Source organism: Rhizobium sp. M10 (assembly GCF_002531955.1).
Classification (GTDB): Bacteria; Pseudomonadota; Alphaproteobacteria; order Rhizobiales; family Rhizobiaceae; genus Rhizobium; species Rhizobium etli_C.
On the sequence record NZ_NWTA01000004.1, the window covers coordinates 42502 to 61126 of the forward strand.

The 18625-nt window shown below is 62.1% G+C and carries 14 protein-coding genes; 6 read left to right on the top strand and 8 right to left on the bottom strand.

Translation table 11 applies throughout. The features are described from left to right. Positions 1-102: 102 nt before the first annotated feature. Both CO671_RS07890 and CO671_RS07895 read left to right on the top strand, forming a co-directional pair. Positions 103-1098: a transporter gene (locus CO671_RS07890; protein ID WP_097579991.1), complete on the top strand. Its 996-nt coding sequence runs from the start codon at positions 103-105 to the stop codon at positions 1096-1098. Between the two features lie 320 nt (positions 1099-1418). Further along, on the top strand, positions 1419-1682 hold the full coding sequence (locus tag CO671_RS07895) for a DUF982 domain-containing protein (protein ID WP_097605479.1): 264 nt from the start codon (positions 1419-1421) through the stop codon (positions 1680-1682). Positions 1683-1804: 122 nt separating this feature from the next. Here CO671_RS07895 and CO671_RS07900 read toward each other — a convergent pair whose 3' ends face one another. After that, positions 1805-2260 (bottom strand): BA14K family protein, encoded by a 456-nt coding sequence (locus CO671_RS07900; protein WP_010026411.1) that lies wholly within the window; start codon positions 2258-2260, stop codon positions 1805-1807. A gap of 142 nt (positions 2261-2402) precedes the next feature. Then, on the bottom strand, positions 2403-3647 hold the full coding sequence (locus tag CO671_RS07905; RefSeq protein ID WP_097605728.1) for an aromatic ring-hydroxylating dioxygenase subunit alpha: 1245 nt from the start codon (positions 3645-3647) through the stop codon (positions 2403-2405). A gap of 414 nt (positions 3648-4061) precedes the next feature. On the opposite strand from CO671_RS07905, the gene CO671_RS07915 reads away from it, so the two are divergent. The 3 genes from CO671_RS07915 to CO671_RS07925 all read left to right on the top strand — a co-directional run bounded on the left by CO671_RS07915 (position 4062) and on the right by CO671_RS07925 (position 7279). Next, the gene (locus CO671_RS07915; RefSeq protein WP_097605480.1) at positions 4062-4670 is read left to right on the top strand and encodes a DUF6656 family protein; all 609 of its coding nucleotides are present in this window, start codon (positions 4062-4064) and stop codon (positions 4668-4670) included. A gap of 60 nt (positions 4671-4730) precedes the next feature. Continuing rightward, positions 4731-5705 carry an L-threonylcarbamoyladenylate synthase gene (locus tag CO671_RS07920; RefSeq protein ID WP_097605481.1) on the top strand — a complete coding sequence of 325 codons (975 nt, stop codon included), beginning with the start codon at positions 4731-4733 and terminating at the stop codon, positions 5703-5705. A 137-nt stretch (positions 5706-5842) separates the two neighbouring features. Further along, positions 5843-7279 carry an FAD-binding oxidoreductase gene (locus CO671_RS07925; protein WP_097605482.1) on the top strand — a complete coding sequence of 479 codons (1437 nt, stop codon included), beginning with the start codon at positions 5843-5845 and terminating at the stop codon, positions 7277-7279. 143 nt (positions 7280-7422) lie between these two features. Here the strand turns inward: CO671_RS07925 and CO671_RS07930 are convergent, their stop codons facing one another. Beyond that, positions 7423-10746 carry a DUF1217 domain-containing protein gene (locus tag CO671_RS07930; RefSeq protein WP_097605483.1) on the bottom strand — a complete coding sequence of 1108 codons (3324 nt, stop codon included), beginning with the start codon at positions 10744-10746 and terminating at the stop codon, positions 7423-7425. A gap of 300 nt (positions 10747-11046) precedes the next feature. On the opposite strand from CO671_RS07930, the gene CO671_RS07935 reads away from it, so the two are divergent. Beyond that, entirely contained in the window at positions 11047-11613 is a 567-nt protein-coding gene (locus CO671_RS07935) for a DUF6101 family protein (protein WP_038687219.1), read from the top strand. Positions 11614-11695: 82 nt separating this feature from the next. On the opposite strand, the gene ubiA is transcribed toward CO671_RS07935, so the two are convergent. The 5 genes from ubiA to CO671_RS07960 form a co-directional block, all read right to left on the bottom strand. After that, entirely contained in the window at positions 11696-12655 is a 960-nt protein-coding gene (gene ubiA / locus CO671_RS07940) for a 4-hydroxybenzoate octaprenyltransferase (protein ID WP_097605729.1), read from the bottom strand. Positions 12656-12769: 114 nt separating this feature from the next. Next, positions 12770-13582, bottom strand: a complete 813-nt coding sequence (locus CO671_RS07945) for a MipA/OmpV family protein (RefSeq protein ID WP_097605484.1) — start codon at positions 13580-13582, stop codon at positions 12770-12772. A gap of 384 nt (positions 13583-13966) precedes the next feature. Beyond that, a complete protein-coding gene (locus CO671_RS07950) occupies positions 13967-14548 on the bottom strand; it encodes a histidine phosphatase family protein (RefSeq protein ID WP_097605730.1) in 582 nt (193 codons plus the stop codon). A 35-nt stretch (positions 14549-14583) separates the two neighbouring features. Beyond that, a complete protein-coding gene (locus CO671_RS07955; protein WP_097605485.1) occupies positions 14584-15843 on the bottom strand; it encodes a cyclopropane-fatty-acyl-phospholipid synthase family protein in 1260 nt (419 codons plus the stop codon). Positions 15844-15976: 133 nt separating this feature from the next. Continuing rightward, positions 15977-18286 (bottom strand): Tex family protein, encoded by a 2310-nt coding sequence (locus tag CO671_RS07960; protein WP_097605486.1) that lies wholly within the window; start codon positions 18284-18286, stop codon positions 15977-15979. Positions 18287-18625: the final 339 nt, after the last annotated feature.

An 18625-nucleotide genomic window follows, 5' to 3' on the forward strand; every position in this document is an offset into this window, starting at 1 on the left:
GATAGTTTCCCCGACATGGCGGTTTGCTCTTGCACAGTTGCACAAATGGACGTCATGGAGAATTTCTAGAATGACATCGCCTTCGCAAAGGACCGGCGAACAATGGATACATTGCCCGTCAACATCCCCGGTTTCGTCTGGGCCTATCGTTTCTCGCCGGATGACAAGACGGCGGTACGGCTGAACAACAGCGCGACGGTGGCGGAGCTGACCGCCGACAACTGTTTCTACTGGCTGCATCTCAACCTGGTCGACGCCCGCGTGCCGGCCTTGCTCGAGACGCTCGACGGGCTGACCGAGGACGCCAAATCGGCGCTGACGACGCATGACACCCATGCGGCGATCACCGTCGACGAACAGATGCTCTACGGCACGCTCGTCGACTGCCAGCGTGATTTCGCCCAGGACACCAACAATCTCGGCTGGCTGCATTTCGCCATGTCCGACCGCTTCATCATCACCACGCGGCTGCAGCCGCTGCGCAGCGTCGAGCGGGCGCGCGGGCTGATCGAGAAGAATCCGGGCAAATTTGCGCGGCCGGTCGATCTCTTCGAACTGCTGGTGATCGAGTTTCAGCGTACGCTGATCGCCATCGTCATCGAACTCACCGAAGAGCTGAACCAGATCGAGGATATCGTCTACGACAACGCCCCGCGCGACGAGCGCCGCCGGCTGGCGCCGGTCAGGCGAACCGTGGTGCGGCTGCATCGCCATCTGCGCACGGTGTTGGCGCTGATGCGCCGGGCGGCGGCGGCCGATGAAGACGAGATGCCCTTCGGCTTCGACGACGTGGCGCGGCGGCTGACGAGCCGGCTGGAGACGGTCGACCACGATATCTATGCGCTGCAGGATCGGGCGCGCCTGCTGCACGAAGAAATCGATTCGAAACAATCCTCCGAAACCAACCGCCACCTCTATCTGCTGTCGATCATGACCGCCTTCCTGCTGCCGCCGACGCTGGTGACTGGCTTTTTCGGCATGAACACCGCCAACCTGCCCTTCGCCGTCGGCGACTACGGCACGGAATACGCCTTCATCATCATCATCGCCTCGATCGCATTCGCCTGGTGGCTGCTGCGGCGGGTGAATATTCTTTGAATGTGCGGGTGGGGTGTGTCGCGCTGCCCCTCATCCGCCTGCCGGCACCTTCTCCCCGCTTGCGGGGCGAAGGGGGGATAGCCGCAACCTCTCCGTCCCTCTCCAGCGTCTCGTAAGGCACGTCCCCTCGCCCCGTCTTTACGGGGAGAGGGCTAGGGTGAGGGGCAGCTTTCGGGCCATCAATTAAGGCGAATAGCCCGCCCTGCTGGCTGGCCGCCCCATCGAACGACGCTCGGATGATCGGCTGGTTCATGCAGCCACTCGTCCGGAACGGTTCTTGCACGGTTACTAATATATTTACCGTGGGGAGACCTAATGTCATGAAGTGGTGCACATCCGAAGAATTTGCCCCTCTGATGCTCGTCGTGAGTGGGCCGGAAAAATACAAGCTTGTTGCAAGCCTTGTACAGGCAGCCGAGATGCTGACGGTTGGCTGGCCGGTCGACGATGGAGACGAATATCTTATTGCGATCAGGGCATGCCGGGATGCAATTCATGGAGAAATTCCGGCGCAGGACGCGCGAGCAGCGCTTATCCGTGCCGCCGACGAAGCTGGCATGTCGGTGATAACAGCCGTTCACTGAGTTTTCGTGGGCGACGTATTAGGCGCAGAGCTTCCCCCACCCTCCGTCATCCGGAGAGCGGGGTGAGGTTCCGGCCAACTCCTGCGCCCAAGCAACTCGCGTCGCACGTCCCCTACCTCACCTCAATAAGGCGAATAGCACTGCTGGCGTGGGCCGTTATAGGGCTGAAACGTGTTGTCGTAGGCCCGATAGGAACGGTAGCGGTTGGCGCACCAGGCGACATGCGCCGAGCCATAGCGCGGCGCGGGCGCAACGTAGCGCGGGGCGGCAATGACTGCGCCGGCGCCGAAGGCGGCGAGCGGGTACCAGTAGCCGTTATAGCGGCGATAGCCCGGGCGGTAATAGCTGTAGCCGCGATAGCCGCCGTACCAGCCGGGGCGGTAATAGGCGCCGGGGCGATAGCCGGGCCGGTAATAGTCGCGGCGATAGTAACGGCGATATTGGACCTCCTCGACGGCGGAGGATTTCTCCACCTGCGGGGCGGTCGGCATCTGGATTGCCTGCGACGGGGCAAAGCCCGTCAGCACGACGGCGGCAGTGAGAATTGCAGTCGCGATTTTGCTTTTCAGCCCGATCATTACCTCTCTCCCATTCAACGGCGATCACCGCCTGCCACGCAACGCGTTCGTGGCTGAATGGTTCCAAAAGCAGCCGGCGACCGGCTGCTTTTCTGTTTTGGATCGGTCGACCTGAACCCGCCTTAGTTGCGGGCGACATGCATCAGGCGACGGCGGAGATCTTCGCCTGGTCGCCCTGCAGCCGGTTCACCATGAAGTTCGAATACCATTCGAGGAACTGCATGACGCCGCCCTCGTGCAGGGAAGAATAGGGGCCGGGCTCGTAGGCGGGCGAGTGGATGCCGAAGGCATTCTCTTCGACGATGCGGCGATCCTGATCGTTGGTCTCGGTCCAGACATGCGTCAGTTCCTCGAGATTGTAATCCACGCCCTCGACCGCGTCCTTATGGACGAGCCACTTGGTCGTCACCGCCGTCTCGTTGGCGCTGAGCGGCAGCACGCGGAAGGAGATGGCATGGTCGCCGAGCAGGTGGTTCCAGGTCGTCGGATAGTGGAAGAGCAGCATGGTGCCGATATGGCTGATCGAGATATCGTCGGCGATCCGGCGCTTGACGGCCGGCTTGCCGGACATGGTGTAGCTCTCGGCATCCTCGATCAACGGCATGCGGGCGGTGCGGAACTGACCGTCCGGGGAAATCTGGAACTTGCTCGGCAGGCCGGCGGCCTCGCAGCGCGCCCAATGGCCGGCGATTTCGGGATCGTCGGCGCCGCCATCGGTGCCGGTGACGCTCGGCGCTTCAGGATAGGTGCGGCAGAGCTCCGGGTGATTGGCGGCGCAGTGATAGCATTCGCGGTTGTTTTCCCAGACGAGTTTCCAGTTGCCCTTCTCGATGATCGTGCTCTGGAAGGCGACCTTGGTCTCGCCGATCCGATGCGGCGCCATATAGGGCTCGACCTTGTCGCGCACCGTCTGGAAATCCGGGGCGGTGTCGGCGAGGCAGATGAAGATATAGCCGGCCACGCTTTCGCAATGGACGGGCTTCAGGTTGAAGCCGGTCTTGTCGAAATCATCGCCCATATGGCGGGCGAAGGCGAGCTTGCCGTCGAGATCATAGGTCCACTGATGATAGGGGCAGACGAGACGCACGGAGGAGCCGCGCTCCTTGGTGCAGACGCGCGAGCCGCGATGGCGACAGCTATTGTGGAAGGCGCGGATGACATTGTCGCGGCCGCGCACGATGACGACGGGATAGCGGCCGATCTGAACGGTGAAATAGGCTCCCGGCTTCGGCAGCTCGCAATCATGGCCCATGAACAGCCAGTCGCGATAATAGATCATCTCCATGTCGAGCTGGAAATAATCCTCGTCGATATAGAACGGCTGCTCGAGGCTGAAGCCCTCACGGCGGTTCTTGAGCTGACGCAAAACGTTGCTGCGAATATCCATCTTCATATCCTCGTGCATCCGGCTGCCGCCGTTAAGCGGGAAAAACCGCGGAAGCGCGCCCGCTTCCTTCTCCTCTTGGAGAATTGTTCATGGCGTCATTTAATCACCGAGCCCGCCTGCTGCTTGGTTGCAATGCGACATCGGCTTCGAAATTGACGACAGGATGCGGCAAGGCCGTGACGGCCCGCCCCGCTCGATCGCATCGCCGACTCTCCAGGCAATTATCGTCAATTGCGACATGGCGTAAAGCCCCGTTTCGCAGAGAGGTCGGCTGCCGGATGCCGATCACCGTCGCATTTGCGACATCTTTTCACACCTGCCGGCAGCCGTGGCGCAGCCGGAACCGCGTTAACACCGCCTTAAGCATAGGACCCTATCCTTGCGATGAATCAGACCGACCGAAGAACGCGAACCATGGCCAGACTCCGCTATTTCGATGCGAAGGACACCAGCAGATTGCGGGAGCGGCAGCCGATTGCCGCCCATTCCGAATTCCTGCGCACCGGCCGCATCCCGCGCGAACGGCGGCACTGGCTGGCAGAGGAAAAGCGCTACCTCACCCATGACGAGGTCGCGGCAAAGACCGGCCGCAAGCTGCAGGTGGCCGGCGAAAAAACGCATCAGCACATCAACGGCTTTCACCACTCGATCCAGTTTCCGAAGATGGTCTTCCACCGGACGCTGGAGGACAGCCCGCATCTCGGCTATTGCCATGTCACGGCCGCGCGCACGAAGTTTGCCCATTATGACGAGGTGAGCTGGGCCTTTTATATTGCCAATTTCTATTCCGACATCGGCGACAATGACAATTTCTTCCAGCGCATCGACGTCGGCTATTCCCGCATGTATTTCGCCGTCGCGATAAAACCGGGCGAGGTTTCCTCCGAAAGGATGACCATCGACCGGTCGGTACGCGGCAATGGGTTGCTCTTCCGCACCCACGACCCCCAGGCGGCGATCCGCAACGTCCTGCTGCTCGGTGCCCGCAACGAACAGCTGCGCGAAATCATCCGGCAGCTATAACAGCGATTGATCGGCGGCGACGGAAAGCCTAATGACTGCCGGGATCAATCCGGGCAGCACATGGCACGCATCATCGACATAGAGGCAGACAGGCAGGCGGCGCTCGAAGCGGCCTCAGCCGCTCTTGCCGACGGCTTCGCCATCGCCATGCCGACCGAGACCGTCTACGGCCTTGCGGCCGACGCCACCAACCCCGCCGCCATCACCCGCATCTACGAAACGAAGGGCCGGCCGCGCTTCAATCCGCTGATCTGTCACATGGCCGACCTTGCCATGGCCGAACATCATGCCGAGTTCGATCCGGTGTCGCGAGCGCTCGCCGAAGCCTTCTGGCCCGGTCCGCTGACGCTCGTGCTGCCGCTCAAGGCCGAAAGCCCGATCCATTCGCTGGCGACCGCCGGTCTCGACAGCGTCGGCGTGCGCGTGCCGAAGGGTTTCGCCGGCGCCCTGATCGGCGCCTTCGGGCGGCCGCTCGCAGCCCCGAGCGCCAATACCTCCGGCGCCATCAGCGCGACGAGTGCTGCCCATGTCGAGGCCGATCTCGGCGCGAAGATTCCGTTGATCCTCGATGCAGGCCCGAGCACGGTCGGCGTCGAATCGACGATCGTCAAGGTGGAGGGCGACCGGGTGAGGCTGCTTCGGCCCGGCGGCCTGGCGGCGCGCGAGATCGAACGCATCGCCGGCAGGCCGCTGCTGCGCGCCAAAAAGGCATCGGCGGCCATCGAGGCGCCGGGCATGCTCGCCTCGCATTATGCGCCGGGCGCCAGCGTACGTCTCAATGCGCGCGCGGTGGAACCCGGCGAGGCGCTGATCGCCTTCGGCGGTGCGGCAGTCGAAGGCGCGCGCGACGCACGCATCGTTCTCGACCTCAGCCCGCGCGGCGATCTTGCGGAAGCGGCGGCCAATCTTTTCGACTACATGAAGCGGGCCGATGCCAGCGGCGTCTCGAGCATCGCCTTTTCGCCCATTCCCGACGACGGCCTGGGCGAAGCGATCAACGACCGCCTGCAAAGGGCTGCCGCCCCGCGCCACTGATAGAGCTGATAGAGCATGTCTCGCAAAAGTGTGCAGCGGTTTTGCGATAAAGACATGCGTAAAAACAAAGACCTAAAGCGTGATAAGCGAATCTGAAAGATCGCGACGCGCTTTAGAAGCGACAGAGGATCGACCCGATGAGCAGCCCCGGCATTTCCACCGATCTTCTCGACCGCTTCGCCGCCATCGTCGGCGACAAATACGCGCTGCGTGGTGAGGCCGACCTTGCGCCGCATCTCGTCGAAAACCGCGGGCTCTATCACGGTTCCTCCCCTCTCCTCTTAAAGCCCGGCTCGGTCGAGGAGGTCTCTGATATCATGAAGCTCGCCACCGAGACCGGAACCGCAATCGTGCCGCAGACCGGCAATACCGGCCTCGTCGGCGGCCAGACGCCGCGCGCGGGCCAGTCCGATATCGTCCTGTCGCTGGAGCGCATGAACAGGATTCGCGACGTCGATCCGGTGGCGAACGTGCTGGTCGCCGACGGCGGCGCCATCCTTGCCGATGTGCAGAAGGCGGCCGAGGCGCATGGGCGGCTGTTTCCGCTGTCGCTCGGCTCGGAGGGCTCCTGCCGCATCGGCGGCAATCTCTCCACCAATGCCGGCGGCACGGCGGTACTGGCCTACGGCAATATGCGCCAGCTCTGCCTCGGCCTCGAAGTGGTGCTGCCGACCGGCGAGATCTGGGATGGCCTGCGCCGGCTGAAGAAGGACAATACCGGCTACGATCTGCGCGATCTCTTCATCGGCGCCGAAGGCACGCTCGGCATCATCACCGGCGCGGTGCTGAAGCTGTTTCCCCAGCCGCTTGGCCATCAGGTGGCATTCGCCGGCCTCAATTCGGTCGAGGACGCGCTTGGTCTCTTCAATCTTGCCGCCAGCCTCTGCGGCACCTCGCTCACCGGGTTCGAGCTGATGCCGCGTTTCGGCGTCGAGATCACCACGCGCCACATCGACGGCGTGCGCGATCCGCTGGAAGCGGCCTATCCCTGGTACGTGCTGATCGATATTTCGACGTCGGATTCGGCCGAGACGGCGGAGCGGATGATGAACGGCGTGCTCGAACAGGGTTTTGAGGCCGGACTGGTGCTCGATGCGGCGATCGCCTCATCCGTGGCCCAGCAGAAAGCCATCTGGCATATGCGCGAGAGCATGTCGGATGCCCAGAAGCCGGAAGGCGGATCGATCAAGCACGACGTGTCCGTGCCGGTGTCGAGGATCCCGCATTTCATCGCCGAGGCTGAAGAGGCCGTCATGGCGGCGATGCCCGGAGCCCGCATTTGCGCCTTCGGCCATATGGGCGACGGCAATATCCATTACAATATTTCCCAGCCGGTCGGCGCCGACAAGGCGGCCTTCATCGCCCGCTGGCGCGAAATGAACCACATCGTGCACGGGCTGGTGCTCGCCCATGGCGGTTCGATCTCGGCCGAACATGGCATCGGCCAGTTGAAACGCGACGAGCTGGCGGCGATCCGTCCGGCGATCGAGATCGAGCTGATGCGCCGCATCAAACGCGCTTTCGATCCGGCCAATATCATGAATCCGGGAAAAGTCGTCAGTCTCGACGTTTGAAGGTGACGGGGGGCAGCCCCTCATCCGCCTGCCGGCACCGACCGGGGCCGAGCCACGCGTCTCGACCCGTCCTTCGAACCCCCGTCTGCAGGGGTTAGCGTGAGGGGCAAATCATTGAAACTGAAGAGCAATTAGGACTTCTATCAGCCGCCGCCGGTCAGGATCTGCAGGGCCGGCGATTGCTGGGCGCTGTTCTGAACATCGTACATCGCGGTGAAGCGGCGCAACAGCTTGTCGACCTTCTTCGGATCCTGGAGATCCTCGAGCTTGACGAAGCGGTTGATCAGATCGGCTTGCTTGGTGACGTCCATGCCGGAGATCTGCGACGGCAGGCTATAGGCCGTCGTGATCACCTGATAGAGAGCCTTGTCGCCGAGGATCGAAAAGATCGAGGTGATGCTGGAGGCCTTGCGGCTGAAATAGAGCGCCAGGCGGACGCCGTCGTTGGTTTCGCCTTGCTGGGCTTCCAGCGTCTGCTTGACATAGAGCTCCTGGGTGTTCTCCTCGGCCGCCTTGTTCTGGATCGTGCCGATCTTGGCGCGGGTCAGATTGCCGTCCTTGTCGAAGTTGAAGGCGGCGACGATATCCTTGAAGCGGGCATCGGCCTTGCTGTTGAGGTAGCTCTTCTTGTCGTCGGGGTCGGAGGTGAAGATCTTCTTCAGCGTCGCCTTGTCGTAATCCTCCGGGTCGAGGTTGTTCGCCTTCAGCACCAGATCGGTCAGACGGCTGTCGTCCAGGAAATCGTCGAGCGACTTCACCTTGGCCATGGTCTTGGCGAAATAATCCACCTCGGCCGTCGCGTCCTTCGCCGCCTTGTCCTTTACCGGGCCCGCCTTCAGCAGCATGGTCATATGCGCTTTGTAGTCGGTGGCGTATTTGGCCATGGTCGCGTCGGGCAGCGCCTGGAAGGGTGACGCCGCCTTGCCGTCCGGGCCGAAGTTGAAGGCCCTGGCGAGATTGGTGATGCGTTCATCCTTCAGCGAGGCGATATAGCCGTCCGGATCATAGGCATCGCTCGTCAGGATCTTGCGCATCATCGAGCGCGACACCTCCTGGTCGTTCAGGCCGAAGGCCTGCAGCGCCACATGAAAGGGATCCGGCAGATTGTCGTTGCTCTTCTTGAAGTCGGCCGAAGAATTGGTGCGCAGAAAATCGTTGACGCTCGTGATCTCGGAGAAATCGAGCAGGCTGGTGCTGTCGGCCATCATGCTCTTGTAGTTGGAGGCGACCTCGGCGATGGCCTCGTCGCGCTCGTCGTCATAGCGCGCCATATAATTGTCATTGGTGGTCTGCGCCTGAGCGGCGGTCTGCACCGAGCTGACGGCTGGAAGCGAGCCATCGGCAGCAAAGTTGAAATCGGCATTGAGATCGGCGTAGCCGGCTGCGGCGGCCGCCGTCGAATCGGTGAGGATGCTCCTCAGGTCGGCGTCCGAGATGTTGAACGGCAGATTGTAGGTGCTTTTCAGGAAATTGGTGATGGCCGGATCGGCGATGAGATCATCGACATTGGCGATCGTCCCCATCCTGGCGGAATAGTCGTTCGTACGCGCTGTGGCGGCAATTTTGATGTTGGTGACCTGGCTGTCCGTTTGCGCCGGCATGCCGTCTTCGAGCGTGCCGTCCGCCTTGAAATTGAAGGCGGCCGCAACGTCGGCATAGGTGCCGGTGCCGCTCTGATCGGTCAGGATATCGCGAAGAGCGAGATCGGTGACGGTCGAAGGAATACCGAAGGCGTTGCGGACGAAATTGTTCAGCTTCTGGTCAGCCAGCAATTGATCGACATTGGAAATACCGGCGATGGTCGCCTGGTAATAGACAGCCGCGTCATCCGCCTTGCTGGCAGTGCTCGCGCTTTGCGCGGCCGTCTGCCCGGAATAGAGGGTCGCGACCGAGCCGTCCGTCTTGAAATTGAAGAGATCGTGGACATCGCTGTAGCCCTGGGCGCTGGCCGCCGCAGGATCGACGAGGAAGGTTCTCAACGTCGCATCGGAGACGCTGTCCGCGATCTGCATGCTGTTTCTGATATAGCTGACGGCAATCGGATCGGACATGATGTCGTCGACATTGGTAACACTGGCGATCATGCTGTTGAAGTGCGTCGCATTCGCCGCCGACTTGTCGGTGGTCGACCGACGCTGCGTGTCGGTCTGGATCACGGAACCGTTGATCGAGCCATCCGCATTGAAGTTGAAATCGGCATTGAGGCCAGCCTTCCCCTGGGCGGCGGCATAGGCCGAGTCGGTCAGGATGTTCTTAAGCTCGGCATTGCTGAAATTCACGCCGAGGCCATAGGCGTCCTTGATGTAGCGCGCCAGCACGCTGTCGGCGAGCAGGTCGTCGACATTGGTGATGCTGCTCGATTGCGAGGTCACGCTATAATAGTTGGTGGTGCTTGACGCGGCCGACTTCAACTGGTTCGCCTGCTCAACCGACTGGACGCGCGCCGTATTCGAGGTCGAACCGTCAGACTTGAAATTGAAAGCATTGTAGACGTTGGTAAAGCCCATCAGCTGGGCATAGCTGGGATCGGTCAGCACCGTGCGCAGCGCTGCCGCGGTGAAGTCAGCCCCCATGCTGTAGGCTGTCTTGATGTAGGAGGTCAGCCGGCTGTCGGCGACCAGATCGTCGACATTGGTGATCGTACCGATCTTGGCGGTGTAGTAGGCCTTGTTGTATTCGGCGGCCGTCTTGCCGACATAGTAGACATCGGAGCCGACCGAATTGTCGATGATGACCGACTGGGAATTCAGCGTGTAGGTCTCGATGACAGACGCCTTCTGCGCCGCCGTCTGCGCCGTGCCGGTGACGGTACCGTCGGCATTGAAGCTGAACTGGGCGGCAAGCGCCTTGTACTTGTCGCCGCCCTGCGTGTTGACGATGCTCGTGGGGTCGCTGAGATCGCTCGTCAGCACCTGCCGCAGAAAATCCTTCGATGCATAGGTGGGGTCGATTTTGAACGTCTTCAGCACATAGGTGCGCAGCCGCGTGTTGTTGACCAGGTCGTCGACCGTCTGCACGCTGTCGATATTGTTGCTGTAATAGGTGCTCTCGGTAGCCGCAGCCTTGTCGGCATCGACAAAGGACTGCTTGTAGAGGCCGATGAGCTCGTCCTCCTGGGCATCCGTCTGCACGTCCTTTTCGGGCGCGTTGAAATTGAAGGCGGCGGCGAATTCGCGGTAGCGCGTATCGGAGAGCTTGTTGGCGTAGCTGTCGGGGTCGGTCAGATCGCTCTCCAGCACCTTCTTCATGAAGGCCTTGGCGTAGGTCATATCCTCGAGACCATAGGCCTTCATCGCATAGCTGTAGAGCTTGTAGTCGCCGAGGAAGTCGTCGACCGAGGTGACCTTGTTGATATGGTCGGCGTAGTACTGCGCATCCTTCTTGACCGTCGCCTGCGACGCAACCTTGTTGAGGCTCGACGTCATATCCTTCGACAGGATCGAATAAGCGAGGGAAGCCGTAATCATCAAAAGCGCCCTTTTGGCAAAATCTCTAAAAGAACGACAAACTGCCGGTAAGCCCATTTTGCCACGCAAAACTTACCCGAGACTTACCTCTGGGTTGCGTCATTTCGGGACGGCACACCGTTCACCTTCCGGAAACCCTGCCGGATTCGGTTTTGATAACCATCAGGGGAGGCAAAGTTTTCTTAACCGCAATTTTTAAGCTGTACGGAAGGGCGCCCGCCTATTGTCGGCCATAGAGGACGAAAAGTCCCGAGGAGAAGACCGCAAACCGGCTCTCAGGTAAGACAAGGGTAGAATGAAATGAACAATCCCGTTTTGAAGCCCGCTTGGGCTGGCACGACGCTGCGTCTCGATCCGTCCCGCTTCCCGCAGCAGGTCAGCTACGCCATCCATGATTGTTCGGATGACGTCAGCATCACCATAGACGAACGCGGCGCGGTCCTGCGCAAAGTCCTTCCCTCCAGCGGCCTGCCGCTCTCCATTGCCCTGCCGAAGCGTGTCTTCAAGGGTGTCGCCGCCCGCGCCATCGACCATGGCGACGGCGAGGTAACCGTCACGCTCGAACTCCACCATGCCGACCCGGAGCTCTGCATTCCGCTGCTGGTCGCCCATGATCTCAGCGATATCGCCGCCGACTGGCGCAGCTGGTCCGAGGCCTTCCGCATTCCGATGCTGATGGTCGAGGCTGACGGCGTCGCGCGGCCGCTCGAAGATCATATCGGCGCCCTGCGCACCGGCGATCTGAAGCCGCGCCGCCGCCATTCCTACTTCGCCAATCGCCGTCCGCGCTTCCTGGTGCGCCGCACCACCGGCCAGCTCGGCGTCGCCATGCGGATCGAAGGCAAGGAAATCATCGCCCGCAACTGAGCGATATCGCGACACTTCATTTTCGCAAGCATTTGAAACCCGGCGCCGGCGCCGGGTTTTGTCGTTTTTCGCGTCGCTCCATTCAGGGAATGGCGAAGAGCAGCGAGATGAAGAGGCCGAAGAAGATGATCAGGCCGACGCGGTTGTTCGACTTGAAGAGCGCCAGGCATTGGGCGGCATCCTCGATATCGAGCCGGACGATCTGCCAGGCGAACATGCCGGCCGCGCCGAGCAGCGCCAGAAACGCGATGAGATTGGCGCCGGCAAGCGCGAAGGCCGCAAACATCAGCACCAGCGTCAGCCCGTAAAGGCCGATCAGCCACGCCCTTGTCCTGTCGCCGAACAGGCGGGCGGTGGAGCGGACGCCGATCAGCTCGTCATCCTCCTTGTCCTGATGGGCATAGATCGTGTCGTAACCGATCGTCCAGGCGACGGAGGCGGCATAAAGCAGGACGGAGGCGACCGAAATTTCGCCGAGAATGCCGGCCCAGCCCATCAGCGCGCCCCAGGAAAAGGCAAGGCCGAGGTAGAATTGCGGCCAGTCGGTGAAGCGTTTGGCGTAGGGGTACAGTGCGACGATGCCAAGCGAGAGCAGGCCCAGGAAGACGGTGAACCAGTTGAACTGCAAGAGCACGAAAAGCCCGACCAGCGCCTGCAGTCCGATGAAGATTTTCGCGTGGGCGCGTGTGACGCGGCCGGAAGGAAGCGGGCGCGAACGGGTGCGCGCCACCTGCATGTCGATCTCGTGATCGACGAGATCGTTGTAGGTGCAGCCGGCGCCGCGCATGGCGACGGCGCCGATGAAATAGAGGAAAAGGTGGGAAACCAGCATGCTGCCGGAATAGACCCCTTCGTCGATCGCCGCATTGGCGGCAAGGGTCGCCGACCAGAAGCACGGCCACATCAGCAGCTGCCAGCCGATGGGGCGGTCCCAGCGGGCGAGCTGCGCATAGGGCCAGAGCCATGGTGGCAGGATCCGGTAGACCCAGTTGTCGGAAGGCGCGTCGGAGACGCGATCGTTAAAATGGTCGGAGTCTTGCATGCCGCTCATCTAGCGGCGGCCCGGCGATCCGGTCAAGAAGCGATCGCCGCGGCACTTTGGTACTTTGTTGATGCAGATCGTTATCCCGGAACCGCTGCGGGTGACGACGCTGGCTCACTGCAGCGAGAAATTGAACTTGTAGGTCGCCGAGACGCCGATCAGGAGCTGGTTCTTCGAGCCGCGGTCGCGCACCAGGCTGCTGTCGGCGGCGGGACCGGCCAGCCGCTTATATTCGAGGAAGGAGCTTGCCGAGAGGTTTTCCGTTGCCTTCCAGGTCAGGGCCGCGCCGGCGCCGTAGGACTGGATGCCCGACGAGGGTTTGTAGGGATCGAGGCCGCTTGCCGCTGCCTGCTTGGCGTTGACGCCGTAATAGGCGTCGTAATAGCCGCTCGTCGCAAATGTCGCGCGCGGGCCGCCGGAGAGTTGCAGGTCGGGCGCGATGTCGGTGAAGGCATCGACGGCGAGATCGGCGACGACGCCGTCATGGGAACGGATGCCCTGGCGGACTTCGGCGCGGGCGCGGAGGAAATCGGTCGGATAGACCTCGACGAAGCCGCCGGCCTCGGCACCCCACTTGACCTTTTTCATGCCCTTCAGATCGTGATCGTCATCAGCATCGCGCGAGGGCACGAACCTGCCGACGATGCCGGCGCGGAAGGCGCCCTTGTCGATCAGGGCGAAGGAGGGATTGTCGTTGCGCGAGGAAAAGCGCGGGCCGGCGCCCTGCCGGCCGACCGAGATCAGCGGGCTGAACTTGAATTCATTATGCGACGCGCCCTCGAATTTCGGGGCGGAAAAGCCGGCGACGCCGACGCTTAGATACCAGTCGCCCGACCAGAAATGCTGGCCGCCATCCTGTGCGGCCGCGGGAGCGATGGATGAAAAGGCAATAAGGAAAGAGATCGATACGACTGATCGATGAAACACGTCCGCACTCCAGAAAACGCAAAAACAAAGCCGCGGAGAGCGGCGGTGGCTACATTTATCGTGAGGTCGTTACGCCAATGTTAACCACGGTGAACAAAGGGCGCTAATGAAAGTCCTGCCGTGAGGCCCCCTCATCCGACCCTTCGGGCCACCTTCTCCCCGCTGGGGAGAAGAGGGAGATTGTTGCCTCGTCATCGATCCCATTGGATGAAGTGCTTTTGACTAGGCTGGTTCGTTTAGGCAGTGTCGGTGCGTCTTGCTTCCTCTTCTCCCCAGCGGGGAGAAGAGGGCCCGCAGGGTCGGATGAGGGGGCCACAGGCACGGCGCCAACGACGATTTAATTATCCTGAACCGACATCACCGCAAACCCACCCCGCAGCATCCTTACCGCTGGTTCCACTGGCGGATGACCGGCTCCGTCAGATCGTGTTCGTAACCGAGCACGCTGATAGAAGCCGTATCCAGCACGAAAAGCGCGCCGCCCTCCGGCGGCAGGCCGAGCCAGCGGGCGGCGAGCACGCGCAGGAAATGCGAGCTTGAGAAGATCAGGATGGTCGCACCCACTTGGCGAAGCGCATGGACGACCGCGTCGGCGCGGGCGCCGACGTCGGCGGCCGTTTCGCCGTTCGGGCAGCCGTCGCGAAAGAGCTGCCAGCCGGGGCGCTTCGCCAGAATCTCCTTCGTTGTGATGCCTTCATAGGCGCCGTAATCCCATTCGGCGAGATCGTCGCGGATCACCGCGCCCGATCCGAAGCCGGCGAGCGCGCAGGTCGTGCGGGCGCGCGCGGACGGGCTAGACCAGACGGCGGAAAAGGAGCGTCCGGAGAGCCGCTCGGCAAGCTTGCGAGCGGCGGCCTCGCCCACGTCAGTCAGCGGAATGTCGCTGCGTCCGGTATGGCGCCCGGACCGGCTCCATTCGGTCTCGCCGTGCCGGACGAGATAGATCTCGGGAAAAGCACTGCTCATCCGCATGTCCTTTCATTGCGTCCGGCCGCTGCCGCTCAGAAGGTCACCTTTTCCAGCGGCGCGCGTCTCGCCTCGAATTCCTTCAGCCTGGCTTCGTTCTCGGCGATGTAATTGCGATTGTCGGGAACGGCGAACTGGTTCTTGGCGATCTGGATCTGCAGGATGAAGAGCTCATCCCAGCGGAAGCCCATTTCCGAGCCGGCGAGATAAAACTCCCACATGCGGAAGAACTGCTCGTCGTAGAGCGCCACCGCTTCGGCCTTGCGCGCCACGAAACGCTCGCGCCAATGGCGCAGCGTATAGGCATAATGCATGGGCAGGATTTCGATATCCTTGACCAAGAGCCCGGCCTTTTCGAGCGGCGGCACGACTTCGCCGACCGACGGGATATAGCCGCCGGGGAAGATATACTTCTCGATGAAGGCATTGGTGCCGAAACTCGGCTTCGGACGGCCGATCGAATGCAGCACCATGACGCCATTGTAATCGAGGAGATCAGAGACCTTGCGGAAGAAATTGGCGTAATTGCCGATGCCGACATGTTCGAACATGCCGACGGAGACGATGCGGTCGAACTTTTGGCCGGTCATGCTGCGATAGTCCTGCAGCTCGAAACGCACGCGGTCGGCAAGGCCGCGTTTTTCGGCGCGGGCGCGGGAGACCTTCAGCTGTTCTTCGCTGAGCGTAATGCCGGTGAACTCGGCGCCCTCCGTCGCCTCCGTCAGATACATGCCCATGCCGCCCCAGCCGGAGCCGATCTCCAGGATACGCTGGTTGGGCTTGAGCAGGAGCTTGGCGGCGATATGGCGTTTCTTGGCGAGCTGCGCCTCATCGAGACTGATGCCCGGCGGATCGAAATAGCCGCAGGAATATTGCCAATCCTCGTCGAGGAAAAGATCAAAGAGCTTGGCCGACAGATCGTAATGATGGGCGACGTTGTGCTTGTTGCGATTGACCGGCAGGCGGCTCTTCAACTGCTGCCAGGCAATGCGGCCGACGAGCAGTGCTGCCATCTTGAAATCGAAGATCTCGTTGGTGGTATTCTGTTTCACCAGCGACAGGAAATCATAGATGTTGCCCTGTTCGAGAATGAACCGGCCCTGCATGTACATTTCGCCGAGCTTCATCGTCGGGTCGCGCCGGATGGCGTCCTCGGCCTCCTGATCGGCAAGCCGGGCGACGACCATGTCTCCGGTGCCGTCGCCGATCATATGGGTGTCGCCATTGGCAAGGGTAAGTTTCAACGAACCCTTGCGGATGATTTGCTGGACGATCGATAAGAAAGCCGACGCCATGGACGCCTCGCAAATGTGACAGGATGGTCACATCAACTTAATAACTCTCTTCCGCCTTACAAGCGCCTGATTTAGCACTCCTGCAATAACGCTGCCAAACTGTGGCATTTTTGCCGAAATGGTGGCTAAGCCCTTATTTTCGCTTCATCGCTTCGGCGAGTGCGGCGCCGAATGCGCCCTGGCTTTCCTGTTTCGGCGCCGCAGGCCGCCTCTCATTCTGCGGCCGGCCTCCCTGATTTCCGCGAGAATCACCGCGCGGCTGAGATGGCTGAGAACCGTCGTCACGGCGCATCGAGAGGCCGATGCGCTTGCGCTTGGCGTCGACCTCGACCACCCGAACCTTGACGACATCGCCCGCTTTGACCACCTCGTGAGGATCCTTGACGAAACGGTCGGCAAGCTGGGACACGTGCACCAGGCCGTCCTGGTGCACGCCGATATCGACGAAAGCGCCGAAGGCGGCGACATTGGTCACCGTTCCCTCCAGCACCATGCCGGGCTTCAGGTCGGAAATTTCGTTGACGCCCTCGGCGAAGGTCGCGGTCTTGAAGCTCGGGCGCGGGTCGCGGCCGGGCTTTTCCAGCTCGGCGATGATGTCGCGAACCGTCGGCAGGCCGAATTTCTCGTCGATAAACTGGCGCGGATCGACCGCTTTCAGGACGGCGCTGTCGCCCATCAACGCGCGCAGATCCCGGCCGCAGGCGGCAACGATCTTCTTGGCCACACCATAGGCCTCCGGATGGACGGAGGAGGCGTCGAGCGGTTCCTTGCCGTTGGGGATGCGCAGGAAGCCGGCGCATTGCTCGAAGGTGCGGCCGCCGAGCCGGGCGACCTTCAGCAGGTCGCGGCGCGTTTCGAAACGGCCCTCGCTGTCGCGGTGGCGGACGATGGCGTCGGCGATCGAGGGCCCGAGGCCGGAAACGCGGGCGAGCAGCGGCGCGGACGCCGTGTTGAGATCGACACCGACGGCATTCACCGCGTCTTCGACCACGGCATCGAGCGAACGCGACAGCTTCTGCTGGTCGACATCGTGCTGATACTGGCCGACGCCGATCGATTTCGGCTCGATCTTGACGAGTTCGGCGAGCGGATCCTGCAGACGGCGGGCAATCGAGACGGCGCCACGCAGCGACACGTCGAGATCGGGGAATTCGGCAGCACCTGTCGCCGAGGCGGAATAGACCGAGGCGCCGGCTTCCGAGACGATGACCTTGGTCGGCTTCGGGGCCGGCAGGTCGGCCAGCATGTCGGCCACCAGCTTTTCCGTTTCGCGGCTGCCGGTGCCGTTGCCGATCGAAATCAGCTCGACATTGTGCTTGCGGATCAGCGATGCGAGCTCGATCTGGGCGCCGCGCACATCGTTCCTCGGCTGGAAGGGATAGACGGTCGAGGTCGCCACCACCTTGCCGGTGCCGTCGACGACGGCGATCTTGACGCCGGTGCGGATGCCGGGATCGAGGCCCATCGTCGCGCGCGAGCCGGCGGGGGCGGCGAGCAGCAGATCCTTGAGATTGCGGGCAAAGACATGGATCGCCTCCTCTTCGGCCCTCTCGCGCAATTCGCGCATCAGGTCGAGCGACAGCGACATGGAAAGCTTGACGCGCCAAGTCCAGCTTGCGACCTCCATCAGCCAGCGGTCGCCGGGGCGGCTTGCGCCGATCTCATAGGCTGAAGCAATCATGCGTTCGACCGGCTTGTTGGGCGAGGCGGTCTCGGCATCGGCCTCGATCGTCAGCGTCAGCACTTCCTCGTTCCAACCGCGCAGCATGGCGAGCGCGCGGTGGCCGGGGGCGGTCGCCCAGCGTTCGGAATGGTCGAAATAATCGGAAAACTTCTCGCCCGTCGCCTGCTTGCCGTCGACGACCTTGGCCTTCAGCAGCGACGCCTGGCGCATATGGGCGCGCAGTCTGCCGAGCAGATCGGCGTTTTCGGCAATGCCTTCGGCGATGATGTCGCGCGCGCCTTCGAGCGCCGTCTTCACATCGGGCACGTCAGCGGTGACGAAGGCTTCGGCGAGCACCGCCGGTTCCCGGCCGCGGTCGGCAAGGATCGTCTCGGCCAACGGGCCGAGGCCGCGTTCGCGGGCGATTTCGGCGCGGGTGCGGCGCTTCGGCTTATAGGGCAGATAGAGATCCTCGAGCTCGGCCTTGGTTTCGGCGCCGGCCACTTTCCCCATCAGCTCGTCGGTCATCTTGCCCTGACCGGTGATCGATTCGACGATCGCAGCGCGCCGGGCTTCGAGTTCGCGCAGATAGACCAGCCGCTCGGCGAGATTACGCAGCTGCGTGTCATCGAGCCCGCCCGTCACTTCCTTGCGGTAGCGGGCGATGAAGGGCACGGTGGCGCCCTCGTCGAGCAGCTCTATGGCGGCCTTGGCCTGATCCGGCCGGGCGTTGATTTCGGCCGCGATGCGGGCTGCGAGAAAGCGGAGGTCAGCGGCCATGGGATTTCCTGTGTCGACGAAAGTTGCGGGACCATAGCGGCGAAAAGCGGCAAGGCAATGCCCGACTGTGGTTTCCACAGCGGAAGTTAATGGATGGGGGGTCATCGGCGTTGTGCCGTGGGGCCCCCTCATCCGGCCCTTCGGGCCACCTTCTCCCCGCTGGGGAGAAGAGGGAGAGTGGCGCTTCGCCATCGATCCCATTGGATGAAGTGCCTATTAGCAGGCGGATTCGTTTGCCAGTGTCGGAGCGACTTGCTCCCTCTTCTCCCCAGCGGGGAGAAGGTGGCCCGAAGGGTCGGATGAGGGGGCCACACGGCACAGCGCCTCCAACCATCCACC